10 protein-coding genes are annotated in these 13171 nt (G+C 55.6%); all 10 read left to right on the top strand.

What is annotated here, in order from left to right; all coding sequences use genetic code 11:
* Positions 1–33 precede the first annotated feature (33 nt).
* The 10 genes from llg_RS08085 to llg_RS08130 all read left to right on the top strand — a co-directional run bounded on the left by llg_RS08085 (position 34) and on the right by llg_RS08130 (position 13143).
* Entirely contained in the window at positions 34–801 is a 768-nt protein-coding gene (locus llg_RS08085) for a CmcI family methyltransferase (RefSeq protein ID WP_338289238.1), read from the top strand.
* Positions 783–2348 (top strand): lipopolysaccharide biosynthesis protein, encoded by a 1566-nt coding sequence (locus tag llg_RS08090; protein WP_338289239.1) that lies wholly within the window; start codon positions 783–785, stop codon positions 2346–2348. The genes llg_RS08085 and llg_RS08090 overlap by 19 nt, the downstream gene beginning before the upstream one ends.
* Positions 2345–3328 carry a glycosyltransferase family 2 protein gene (locus llg_RS08095; protein ID WP_338289240.1) on the top strand — a complete coding sequence of 328 codons (984 nt, stop codon included), beginning with the start codon at positions 2345–2347 and terminating at the stop codon, positions 3326–3328. Before llg_RS08090 ends, llg_RS08095 begins: the two co-directional genes overlap by 4 nt.
* A gap of 146 nt (positions 3329–3474) precedes the next feature.
* Entirely contained in the window at positions 3475–4155 is a 681-nt protein-coding gene (locus llg_RS08100; protein WP_338289241.1) for a class I SAM-dependent methyltransferase, read from the top strand.
* 52 nt (positions 4156–4207) lie between these two features.
* Positions 4208–5482 carry a glycosyltransferase gene (locus tag llg_RS08105; protein ID WP_338289243.1) on the top strand — a complete coding sequence of 425 codons (1275 nt, stop codon included), beginning with the start codon at positions 4208–4210 and terminating at the stop codon, positions 5480–5482.
* A gap of 46 nt (positions 5483–5528) precedes the next feature.
* Positions 5529–7082, top strand: a complete 1554-nt coding sequence (locus tag llg_RS08110) for a hypothetical protein (RefSeq protein WP_338289244.1) — start codon at positions 5529–5531, stop codon at positions 7080–7082.
* Positions 7083–7121: 39 nt separating this feature from the next.
* Complete coding sequence (locus tag llg_RS08115; RefSeq protein WP_338289245.1) at positions 7122–8210, top strand: glycosyltransferase family 4 protein; 1089 nt, start codon at positions 7122–7124, stop codon at positions 8208–8210.
* Positions 8211–8260: 50 nt separating this feature from the next.
* Positions 8261–9748 (top strand): hypothetical protein, encoded by a 1488-nt coding sequence (locus llg_RS08120; RefSeq protein WP_338289246.1) that lies wholly within the window; start codon positions 8261–8263, stop codon positions 9746–9748.
* Between the two features lie 58 nt (positions 9749–9806).
* Complete coding sequence (locus llg_RS08125; protein WP_338289247.1) at positions 9807–10946, top strand: acyltransferase; 1140 nt, start codon at positions 9807–9809, stop codon at positions 10944–10946.
* Between the two features lie 154 nt (positions 10947–11100).
* Positions 11101–13143, top strand: coding sequence for a hypothetical protein (locus tag llg_RS08130; RefSeq protein WP_338289248.1), 2043 nt, complete (start codon positions 11101–11103; stop codon positions 13141–13143).
* Positions 13144–13171 lie beyond the last annotated feature (28 nt).

A 13171-nucleotide genomic window follows, 5' to 3' on the forward strand; every position in this document is an offset into this window, starting at 1 on the left:
TTATACAAGTCATCCATCGTCCCTAGCATCATCGTGAAATACACACTCGATACTGAAAGCAAACTCTTGGCCATTGAAAGCGATGGCGAGGAACGTTCGATCGATCTCTATAGCAAGGAGGCTTTCGATCTGATCTCGGAGATCTGGCTGAAAGTCGGCTGGAATCAGAAGTATCCCTATTCGTTCTCCTGGATGGGCCGGCCGATCATCCAGAATCCGGAGGAAATCGTCCGAACCCAGGAAGTCATCTACCGAATCAAGCCGACTGTGATTGTCGAGACAGGCGTCGCTCACGGCGGTTCCTTGATCTACTACGCTTCCTTGTTCAAAGCCATGGGCACGGAGGGGCGCGTGATCGGTGTGGATATCGAAATCCGCCCGCACAACCGCACCGCGATCGAAGCTCATGAATTGTTTCCTTCGATCACGCTGATCGAAGGAAGCTCCACGGACCCCGACATCGTGAGCCAGGTGGCAACCCTGCTGAAGCCGGACGATCGAGTGCTGGTTATCCTGGACAGCAATCACACCAAGGCCCATGTCGCCGCAGAGCTTGCCGCCTATCACGGGTTCGTCACCCCGGGATCCTATATCGTGGCGACGGACGGCAGTATGGAAATTCTGCATGACGTTCCGCGTGGCAATCCCGAATGGCTTCACGACAATCCTTCCGAAGCAGCCCGCGAGTTCGCTGCCGCTCATCCTGAATTCATCCTCGAGCAACCGGAGTGGCCGTTCAATGAAAGCCAGCTCGATAAGAACATCACGCACTGGCCCGATGCGTGGTTGAAGAAGCTCTGAATTCCCGCTCGCGGGTTGCGGGCGGTAAACGAGTTCTGGCGATGACCGGAAGAAACATTGTGGCAAATGCCTTCGGGGGCCTCGTCGGCCCCTTGGCATACTTGGTGATGACGCCGTTTTACTACCGCGTCCTCGGTTTGGAGGCGGTCGGTCTGATCGGCCTCTTTGCCATGACAGTGAGCGTCCTCCAGGTGTTCTCCGCGGGGGTGGGGATCTCCTACCAGCGCAACATAGCAGCTTCGGATGAAAGCCATCCGGGAGATCTTCCGGCCTTGCTCTCGGGAGGCTTGCTGGTTTTTGCGACACTCGGATTGATCCTCGGGCTGATCCTGGTTGGCTTGGGAAGTTATCAATTCGACGCGTTGCTCCACAAGAGTTCCTTCCACGAACAAACCCTGAGACGTTCACTGCTGACGGTCTGCTTCATGCTCTCGCTCGGGATGGCGACGAATGGAGCCAGCACGACGATCAGCGCCCTCCGCGACCAACTCTGGCAGAACATCGCCCAGAGCTGTGTCACGATTGGCGTGGCGTTGGGGTGTTGGTTGTTGCTGAGTTGGTCTCCACGTATTGAATACTACTACTACTGCCAGGCTGTGGGTACAGTTGTCACCGCTCTCTTGTATGGATGGCGCTGTGTATGGCTGGTCTCGAGGCGGGCAGCAGGACATCAACGCCGCACTTTCCGCGAAGTCTGGAGGGAGCGCTACGGCAAGGACGGGGTGCTTGCCCTTGCCCTGATGGTCCACGAGGGCATGGGGGTCGTAATCGGCCAACTTGATCGCATACTGATTTCCGGCCTGCTTCCTTTGGCGAGTTTGGGAACGTATACGCTGGTGACCGGGCCGGCGAAGATGGCCCAGATGGTGACCTTGCCCTTCGGTACCGCGGTCTTCCCCGAAATCTGTGCGCTTGCCGGTGGACGGGAGGATCGTCAGGGCTTGGGCGAATATCTCGGTCGGATGGCTTACATGATGGGCTCGGCTTCCATCTGCCTTTTGCTGGTGGTTTTCGCCTGCGGCGAAAGCATCCTCACGCTCTGGCTCCGCGGCGCGGAGGTAGGAAAGGACATGGGCACTTGCTTGAGGTTGCTTTGCCTGGCCAATTGCGTGCTCGCGGGGGCGGGGCTCTTTTACGGCACCAGTGTTGCATTTGGGAAAGTTCGCTTCGCGATCGTGAAAAACGCGGGTGCTCTTTTGATTCTACCTGGCATAGGCTGGCTGGCGGTCAAGAACTGGGGCATTGTAGGCGCGGCTTCCTGCTGGCTGCTTTATTGCGTGGCGACCTTGTCGATCTGTGTGCTCGTGGTGTTTCGTCGACACGCGGATCTGAATGCGGCCGGCCGCTGGTTTGGACGCCTCGGACTTCTTGCCGCACTCGCCATCATTCTGTCGTGGCTTGCCAGTTTACCTGAGTGGAATTCAGTCGCCCGTATCCTGTTGGCCACAGGGATTTCCTCCATCACTGGCTGTCTGGCGATGTCTCTTCCCTTTGGCTTCTCGCCCCGCAACTGGATGAAGGCCTGTGAACTTGGATTTTCGAAATGACTCAGCTTGGTAACCCCGGGGAATTCCTCGTCACCGTTGCGATTCCCACCTACAACCGGAGGGAATGGCTCGAACGTGCCATTGATAGCGTGTTGTCCCAGGGACACCCCGAAGTATTGGTGCACGTCTTCGACAACGCGTCCGCCGATGGAACCGAGGAATTCATGCGGGGATTGGTCTCGTCGAACCCGCGTGTGCGATATACCCGGAGGCCAGAGAACATCGGCTGGCTGCTCAACTACAGCGGTGCGATGCGCGCGGTCGATACCCCGTGGCTGATCGGCATGGGTGACGATGATTGGCAACTCCCGGAAGGAATCGCCGCCCTGTTAAAACCTCTCGCGGACAACCCCGACGTTGGCATGGTGATAGGACGCACCCAGCGACTTGCGGAGGGAGTGAAAGTCGAGGTGTATCCAGACGACACCTGGAAGTCGGGACGAAATGAGCTCCACGAAGCGATTCCATCTTGGGCCGAACACGGAATCGTCGAATGGCAATCGATTTTGATCTCCCGGAAAGCATTCGAGGAAGTCGGGGGGCTCGACCATACGGTTGGCATCGCCACCGACATCAATCTGGAGCTGAAGTTGCTTCTGAAATACCCGGTGTTCGTGGTTCCTCAGGCGGTGTCCGTCTACAACTATCATCCGGGCCAGGAGAGCGCCAAGTTGAACGTCGACACCATCGACCAGTTCCTAAGCATCGTTCATTTGTTTCGGCGTGCCGCACGGGAGTCGGGGAATCCGTCGCTCAAACGGGCTTCCAAGACTTTCAATCGGCGCTGGACCAAGGTGTTCGTCAATCGCCTTCCCAAGGTGGCACGGCTTCCGGGCCTCCTTCGCGCGGTGAAGGCATTGGCGATTGATTTCCGTTGCCCCGGTGCTGCCGCGAAGTGCGCGGCTCGGTGGGTGCTGTATAAACCGTGGTGCGCGTGGAAGCGGCTTTCCTCCCCTCGTCCCGCTCCGGTCCAATCCTAAACGCGACATCTGATTCTACTATGCCCAGCATCGAACAAAATTACGGAAAATGGAACGATCCGGAGCACTGGAGCCACGCGGGTGACGAGTGGTCGGTCTTCTGGGGGTCTACAGAGGCCCAATGGACCCATTCCATCCTACCCCGCATGAGACAATGGCTGCCCGCGAAGACGATCGTGGAAATCGCCCCGGGTCATGGGCGTTGGACCCAGTTCCTGCAACCGCAGGCGGAGACCCTGCATATCGTTGACTTGTCGGACGACTGTATCGCCCGCTGCAAGGAGCGCTTTGCCGCCGCGGATAATATCCACTATCATGTGAACGATGGCAAAACCTTGCCCGCTACGATCGCCGATGGATCGGTCGATTTCGTGTACAGCTTCGATTCGCTCGTGCATTGTGAGATAGCCGTGATCGAGGCCTACTTCATGGAAATCGGGAAAAAGCTGGCTCCTGGTGGAACAGCCTTCATTCACCACTCCAATCTCGGCCACTATCCGCTCTATTTTAAACTGGCCAAGATGATCCCTGCCGGACGCCAGACCCTAGGCAAAATGAGGATCGTGGACTACGATTGTTGGCGCGGCGTGACGGTGTCTCCGGAAACGGTCGCAGCCGCCGCGGCCAAGGCTGGCCTGGAAATCCACTGCCAGGAACTGGTGAACTGGTGGGCTGAGACTCGGCGCTGCATCGACGGCATCACGACCCTGCGCAAGCCGTTGGCGGGAGCAACGCCCTCCGCACCGCCAGCTCCCTGGTTCAATGCCTCGTTCATGACCGAGGCACGGGTCATACGCGAGCGTGAGGAGCACTATCCGGCTGGATGAATCCCATCGCAGTTTCGATGCCGGCGAGCGAGCGCGCTATCATCCTTTCCTTATGAAGGTCGTCCATCTTTGCAAGAGCACGGACAATGGCGGATTCATCGCCGCATGGAGATTACACCAGGCGTTGGTGGCCGCGGGCATCGACTCGAGAATGGTGGTCAGGGAACGCAACGGAAATGATGCTCCGGGATTGGTGGCATTCGACGACAGCCGGATGTGGTGGTTCTGGTTCCGGGTAAGGGGAGCATTGAGCCGTTTTCTGCACCGGATACTGTTGGGAAAGGGAGCCATCCGGGAATTTTACCTGCAATGGATTCCGACATTTATTCCGCAGGCGGTACGCCGCCGTCTGGCTCCCGACATCCTGCACGTACACGCGGCGGATGACGGACTTTGGTCGCTGTGGGAGCTGTCGAAGTGGCCGGACCCCATCGTTTGGACGTTCCACGCCTATCGGGATTTCTCGCAAGGGTACATCTACCTAGCGCATCGGCTCGATGAATGGGTGGAGGCTGGTCGGCAGGGATCCCTGCACGACCGGGACAAGCGACTGGTGGCCGGGATGAATCTTTCCCTGAAAAAGAAACTCATGTCCGGTCGGAAAGACATTTGCATCGCTCCCTCGGCGCATGTCCACCGGGCGGGTCGAATCTCGGGCGTTTTCGATGGCTCCCAGCACCAGGTGGTTCGCAATTGCGTGCCTCTCGATTATTTTCGCGCCATTGGACGGGAAGAATGGAGGGTTGCCCGAGGGATCGAGGAATCGGCATTCGTGGTCCTGGCAGGGGCCCATTCGTTGGAGTATTTGATCAAAGGGTTCGATCTTTTGGTTGCCGCTATCCTTGGCGATGCGGAGGAATTCCGGTCAGCATCCGTCACCGTGGTTTTGTTTGGGGGGGGGCGTGTTCCTGACGAACTGCAAGCCGCCGTCCGGGTCATTGAACTTGGGTACTTGGACGAGGAAGGACTGCGCGCGGCTTACAGCGGCGCCGATCTATTGGTGATCCCTTCCCGAGAGGATAATTTTCCAAACGTCATCGTGGAGGCCCTTGCCTGCGGCCTTCCATACGTCGGATTCGATGCTGGCGGAGTGGGGGAGATGGCCGCTGAAGATCACATGGTAGGGGAGACGGTTCCAGCTTACGACACAGCCCGGCTTGCAAAGGCAATTCTCGACAGGGCCGTCGGCTCGCTCGAAAAGCGGTTGCAATCGCGTGAAGCCGCACGTGCTGTGGCGGAGGCCAATTGTGACCCCGTCAAGGTGGCTGCCCAGCATATTTCCCTATACGAAAGTCTCCTCGCACGCCGGTCTACTCCATCTTCCTAACCAGTCTTTTCAGCGGCCCCATTTTTCCCGACCCTGAGTTTTCTCCATGAACCAAAACGCGATCCAAAAGCTCCTTCTTCTTATACTGATGATCGGCGGGGCCCTCTGGTTGGTCGTCGAAATCTTAACCGGGGGTGGGAACACGCTTGGAAAGTTCTACCTCTTCAGTGCGATTGGCGCATTTGTGACCGGGCTGGTTGCTCCTCGCTTCGCAGTCGTTGTTAGCTTGTTCTGCACGACCTACATCGACCTCCTGAAGAGATTGATGATATTCGATAGCTATCTAAGCTACATCGATTTATATTATGTTCTTGGCATTCCGCCTTTGCTGATAGCGGGAGCGGTTTTGTCCGTAATTTTGGGGGTCATTGTCAGAAAAATTAACCTCGATCGATACCTGGTAGCTAATTTCTTTTTGTCTTGCGGTTTGTTTGGGTTAGGTATTTTCGCGATTGGCGACAGCACTGGATATCGATCGCTGGGTGATATCGTAAACCAAGGAGCCTATGCATTCTTTTTCTTTTTGCTTCCTGTGCTGTTCAAAACCGTGGACGATCGCAGGAAACTACTGAACTGGATGCTGTTTCTCTTCTTGGGAGTGGCGATTTATATGTTCCGGCACCGCTATTTCGGATTGGCTGAATTCGAGTATCGATATCTCCTGTCAGGCTTGACCATCGAAAAGCGAATTCTGACAGATCAAGAAGCTTTGCGTGGATTTTCAACTATGAACGGTGCCGCCGTGGTGTCGGTATTCACCTCAATGATGATTTTGGTGAGCCTTGTGCCACTAAAAAAGGATAATCAAAAGCCCGAGCTTTTGCAGTGGATCGGCAGAATTATCATGGCGATTATTTTCCTCTTGGCTTCCTACTACACGGTCTCTCGTGGTGGGTGGTTCTGTGGGATTGGTGCGATTCTAACCTATGTTCTTCTTTCATCCCGCAAGTTGTCGGTGGTTGGAGCGGGAGCGGCAGTGGCTGGTGTCGGGTTGCTGATAGGATTTGCCCCCTTTATCCAAAAGGACCGGACGCTTGAAAAAGGTGAGAAGATTCTCAAAGACATGTTTTTGAGTAATCAGCACGATGCTTTCGCAGAGCGTGCGGTTGTTTTGGGTACGGCGAACGACCGGTTGCAGGGTTGGGTGAATCTCACCCAAAATCCGCAGATTTGGCAGCCATTTGGGTTTAAGGCGGCTGGCATGGAAGACAATATCCACGATTTGGTGTGGGGGCATGACTTGATTATCGATACCCTCATCACGGTTGGTTGGGTGCCGCCACTTATTTTGGGGATGTTCGCTTTTTGGGGAGTAATGAGGGCACAGAGATGGTTCTTCCAGTTGCCCTCTCGCTCGCTGGAGCGGAAGCTAGTTCGGCTGAGTTTTGCCTTGGCGATCGGTATTCTGGTGGGTGGATTAGGTAATGGTCAACAGTTGCGGGTTTATCCCCAGAACTTCTATTTCTATTTGTTTCTGGGGATCATCTATACCTCGTATCGAAATTCTATCCGGGAAAAGCGTTCCTCCCAAGTATCTCAAGATCTTGTAAGGCGGCAAGATGTTGCGGACAATCGGAGAGCTATTGAAGCCTCCATCTGACGGCAGGACTGTTGGCGGGCACTGTGCAATCTGGAACACATGAAGATTCTTCTTCCAATAAATATCGACAGATGGCGAAGTTCTATAGCTACCCAATTGAGGGCAGTTGTCGAGGCCAATCCCGATCTTGAATTCACCAGTTTTTCCAGTCCTACCTCCGAGGAGGATCGGCAAAGGGGCGAAGTGTTCTGGAATCTTCCTCAAGTCACGAAAGCGAGTCAGGCAATGGCGTTGACGCGGCGATATGATATAGTCCAACTCGCCGCGATCAGTCGCAAGAACATGCTCGCTGCGCGCATAGCCCGATTGCGTGGGTGCGGAAGCACGAAGATTGTCAGCATCCTATGCCTTGAAATTGTCAAAGAGGATGTCTGTTCCTGGCGGAATTACCATCGACTGCTTCCTCTTCCGGATTATTTCCTAGCTGTCAGCCATGCGGCGGGAGTGTTGCCAATGATGGATGCGCCCGAGCGCTACAAAGGTGTCATTCCCAATGGATTCGACGAAGTATTCTTTGATCCCGCGGTAGCGGATGGCACGGATTTGCCGGAAGAGGTTCGGAGGATAGGGGGACGTCCGTTTCTTCTGTATGTGTCTTCCGTCGAACCTCGGAAGCGCACGGATTTTTTGCTTCGGATGGCAGATCGGATGCCGGATGTGATGTTTGTGGCCGCAGGTTTCGTGGTTCCGGGAATGGGCGAACCTTATTTGAAAGAACTTTGCAGAAAGCCGAATATTATCTGGCTCGGCTTGATTGAAAAGAGAGTGCTTCGGGAACTGTATCGGGTGGCGAGCGCATTATTTTTTCCATCGGAACGGGAGGGCATGCCTCTTGCCATTATCGAAGCTTTTGGCATGGGGTTACCTGTGATTGCTCAGCCCAAAAGTTCGATGCCTGACTTGGTAAAGCCGGGGGTAAATGGTGAATTAATTGATTGCTCGGAAGAAGACACATGGGAGAGCGTGTGCCGTAAGTACTTGGCACAGCCGATTTCCGAGCGGGAACAGTTTCGAAAGACGATCCGGCGTTGGGCGATCGAGAACCACTCCTGGTCCAAGGTGGGCCGTTTGTATGGACGGTTCTACAAGGCGATCCGGGACGGAAAGGTTGATTCGTGGCAGCAGTAGCAAGAGATCACATGTCGGAGGGGAGGGAATCGGTGTGTGTGCTAGTCGGGTTGATCTGGGCGCTCGCCACGTTCTGGCTGCTCGACCGTACGGCATGCCCGATTGTCGATGGTTTTCAGAGTTTGGGCGCGGCGGTCCAGCCGGGCCATCCGGGGCAGTTATCGTGGCCGTTTGTCGGAAGTTTTATGGGATATGATCGGGCCTGGGGATTCCACTGGTTCGGCTGGCCTTGGTTGAGATCGATATTGGGAATGGCTTTCCCTTGGTCGTCGTGTGGCGACACGCTTCTCCTGACGGCAGTATGGGCGATCACAGCGATTTGGACGGGGGATTTCGCGCGCAAAGTCTTCGCGTGGCGCGGTGCAGGACTCTGGACGACCGTTACGCTGCTTTTGCAACCGTTGTTTCTGGTATCCGTCCAGAGCTACCGTCCCGAGATCCCCACAGCGCTGGTGCTTTGGTTAATATCCTTGGCGTGGGGCGCGAGGGAACGCTGGAAAGTAGCCTTCCGGTTCGCGGGGTTGGTTATTCTGCCATTATTCCATCCTCTTGGAGTTGTAGTGCCTGGATTGTGGCTCGTGGTTGATATCTTCCGGTGTCGCACATGGCGTGACCGGTATCGGTCGGCATTTCGAATGGACAGTGTGGCGATGCTGATAGGGCTGGCATTGTTTGCTGGCTGGTACGTCGGCGGATTGGCGGGAGAGCAGTTCCTAGCCAATATTTCCGCGCAACGCGCCCTAACCCAGGCGATGAATGCTGGCTACGGGGCCCTGTTTCATTTCGGCTTCTCTTCCAACGCTGCGAAACTGGCGCTTTCATTTGGGATCGTTGCGACATGGGAGGCTATCCGGATCGTCTGGAAAGCAACAATGGGTGGAGACGCATATGTCCGCTTGGGGCCAGCGCTGGCGTGGCTTGGAGCCTTAGCTTTTTCGATAGTCTCAAAAAACCCCAATCCGTTGCACTTGTTGGCTGTTTTTCCCTTCATGGCTTGGCTTGTGGCTGGAGCGATCAATGATCTGATCGAGCGGAGTGGAAATTCCATTCGGTTGGGGGTGATCGCGACCGCATGGATTCTGTCGGCCTCTTTGTGTCTCACCGCGGTCAAGCGGACGGTTCTGGTCTTGAGTCAGGGCGGTGCAGGTTACAGGGCGACATTACAGGAGATTTTGAACTCGGTTCCCCAAGCAGATCGCATTTACCTGCCGGTTTGCTTTTGGGAGGCTGCGGTCGAATCCGGGAGGTGGGGTTCATATCGCTTTTCAACCTTTCCCAATATCCTTTCCAAGGCTATGAGGAAGGATTATGAAGAGCTGGTTTTCAGGGATTCCCGCGCGGGTGACATCTTCATCCTCGATCCTCACCAGGAAGTGGCTGGAGTGTTCAACGAGTATGATGAGACTGCCATGAAGCAGGTGGCGGTCAAGCCTTGGGAGCAAGCTGAATGGACAGAACTGAAGCGCGTCAGACTCGGTTTTTCTTATTCGTTTGGTCAATCCGAGGAGTTTGTCATTTTCCAGAAGAATCACGATTGACGTGGACGACGCGCCAGATTGGTAGTTGTCTTCGAGGAAAACTGGGCCGACCCGCCAAATGATGGGTGGAAAAGAACTGCTGGAAATCGCTCATATGGCGGGTCAGGAGAAAGTCCAAAAAATGGAAGGGGGGCTCGCAATCAGCCCACAAGAGGTTTCCAGCAAGGACGAGCTGGAGGAGCAGAATGACTCACCGCGCTTCGGATGGGTGGACGGGTTTGACTACCTCCGCGTGTTTTTCATGATATCGGTGATTCTCAATCACTGTAATTTCGTCACCGATCTAGCCGCAAGGAGCAGCAGCGGGCCCAATCTGTGGGACTTTTTTCATCTGCATGTTCAATCATGCGCAGTGCCGGTGTTCGTGTTGGTGTCGATGCTGTTGTTTGTCAGAAAGCCTCCCTCGTGGGATCGCTTGACTGAAAGGCTGCGAAAATTGGGCTATCTTTATGTATTCTGGGTAGGCGCCTGGATGCTCTATACAAGGGCTTTTCCTATTCTCGAAGTCGGTTCCATAGTGGAATTTCTTTTGCGCGGGGGGGGCTGGGTGTTCTATTTCATCGCAAGCCTGATCCTTTGCTCGCCCTTGGCATGGTTCGCGTCCAGGCTACCTCTTTGGGGACAATGGGTCGGCTTCTTTACTGCAATGGGCGTGATTGCGGGAACCTTCGCCTATCTCGCTCCGGACCACCTCTGGACCGTTCGGCAGTACTATTGGCTCCCCACGTGCTTTATGATGATGCCTTTTGCGGCAGTGCTGATTACGCCCCATTCCAAGCAATTGAGCGCGAGTCGGGAATTGCGGTTCAAATGGATTGCCGGAATGATGGTCATCGCGATTCTGTTTGCGGTGATCGAGTGGCACTTCGCTGCGCCCCTAAGTACGGTCGGCAGACTTCGGAGTTGGTTGCCCAAGCATGCCCGTTTGTCTATTCAGTTCGGTGCCATCGCATTCGTATTTGTCGGCTTCGGCATCCGAAGGCACCCACATGGATTGATCTCGTTTCTTGCTAGGAATTCCCTCGGCATCTATTGCATGCACCCTTTTGTGCTGGGCGGGTTCATCAAGGCGGCTCAAAAACTTGTATCGCCCCATGTCGCGTGGTTGGCGATGCCTGTTGCCACGGCTACGGTCGTATTTTGCTGCGGGATGGCTTCTGAATTCCTGCGCAGGGCATTCCGGCATCGGTTGGTCTGACTGGGGAGCCCTGTCTACGCGATTCGTTTCAATTTGGTTCTTGCGCGGGCTTTTGTTGAGACGATCATGCGTTGTTAAACCTCCCCCCTGTAGCGTGCGCGGAAGCAAAATCCTTTCAAAGGTAGTGGCTTTAGCGGTCGGACTTTCGCTTCCGATGGCTTACAGTCAGGTTCTGACGACCTACGTCGATTTCGGAGCCGCTGATCTCCCGACGTCCGGGCCTGACGCCAATGGCAACCTTTGGAACAACGTCACAGAAAGCATTTCAAATTTGGCTAATTTAATTTCAAGTGATGGAAAATATACGGGTGTCGCCCTTTCCATCACTGGCTTCGGAGCCTCACAGGGTGCCAATAAGAATGGAACGAGAGTTCCGGACGTCACCGCCCTCGGAAATCTCGGCATTGTCTCGGCGACGTCCGACAGCTTGTATGTTTCGGGTTCCGACGTGATCACCGTGAAGCTTTCCAATCTGGCCCCCGATGGGATTTACCGCCTGTCCTTGTTCGCTTCACGGGAAATCGATCAGAGACGGGTAACCCGGTACGATGTGAACGGCTGCGGAGCCCCCCTGAGTCAGACACTTCAGACGAGTGGCACCGGGTTGAACTCATCCACTCAGCCGACCGCGAACCGCTCTGGGCTGGCGGTTTTTGAGAACCTGAACTCCGTGGGCGGAATAATCACCATTTCCGTATCGAGGGACGTCGGTGATTACGCTTACCTAGGAGCCCTGCGTTTGGAATTAATGAACCAGCCAAACAGTCCGCCCTCCGCCGGATTGGTTATATCGAGTGGATCTCCGCGTGTAGGATCCCGGCTGGTCGGCAGCTACGTATACAGTGATCCGGAAGAGGATGCGGAAGCGACTCCGGGATTCGTTTGGGAAAGGGCATCCTCTCCGGGCAGCGAGGCGGTCCGCGTTTCCGGGGAGTTGCCAGGCACGACTACCTATGACGTCCAGACAGCCGATCAAGGTTGCTACTTGCGGTTCGGGGTCATTCCATCGGCCTCCACGGGGCGGCAGCAGGGAGGCGTCTCCTATTCGGGGTGGTATGGTCCAGTGCATGCGTCGGGCACTTTAGCCACCTTTCATATTGGCAACAGTTTTACGCGGTGGAGCAATATTCCGCTCCAACTGGGAGTGCTTACGAAATCCGCGAGTTCAGATATCGCGACAGGATTTCAACTCCATGACGGACAGGCTCTGCGTTTTGACTGGGATCATGGAGTGCCGGGCGCGGCATTGATGTCCGGCACGCCTTCCCGAGTGGAGCTGGCCACCGGCACATGGGACGCCGTGGTTCTCCAACCCATGAGCCGTGAATGGCTGGCCATGGATGATTTCAAAAACTACGCCAAACTATTTTACGACCTGGCCGACGCCAATGGAACGCAGGTTTACCTGTTCGATTACTGGCCGTATGTCGGCGAAGCCGTGGAGACGCAGACGTCGATCAACTCAGCCTTCGAGCAGGTCAGGGCCTCCATCAGTGTGGGAGGGCGGAAGCCTGCGCTGGTTATTCCGGTTGGGGAGGTCTTCAGGGCGGTTGCAGCCGCCTCTGGATCGGGGGGGCTAGCGGGTATCGATCGTTCCGCCCTTTATCTGGATGATCGCCATCCCAGCAATCTCGGGGGCTACATTTCGGCGCTTACCCATTACGCCACGATATTCAAACGGAGTCCGGTGGGGCTGACTAATGTGACGGTCAACGCGGGCTACGAGAATGACATGCCCATGTCTATTTCACCGGACGTTTGCCTGCGTCTACAACAGATTGTCTGGAGTGTGGTGTCGTCCTATCCCAATTCCGGGGTTTCGGCGTTTTCAGGTTCCGTTTTGCCACCAATTACGCCGGTGTATGTGCATCATGACCCCGCGACATTCGATCCCTCACTGCTGGTCTATGCATTTGGTCCGGCAGGCGCCGACGGCAAGGTTCCGGCGGAAAATTTGCCCCGCAGTCGGCCGGACGGAGCCGGTGGAGAACTTTTCGAATACCGCTTGAATACAGAGGCGGAGCAATCCGGGGTCACCTATTCGTTGGAATGGTCCAGCGATCTTGTGAATTGGTCGAACGTGCCGCCGTCGGGGAGCGCTGTGGTTAGGGTTGGCGCACAGGTGAAGGTCACCATGACCGGTTCGGCGGCAGGCCAGAGAAGGTTCATGCGGGTCTTTGTGCGGGCACCCAATTGAGGGGGGCTTCTGACAGGGCGGTCCCAGG

It is taken from the genome of Luteolibacter sp. LG18 (genome assembly GCF_036322585.1).
Lineage (GTDB): Bacteria > Verrucomicrobiota > Verrucomicrobiia > Verrucomicrobiales > Akkermansiaceae > Luteolibacter.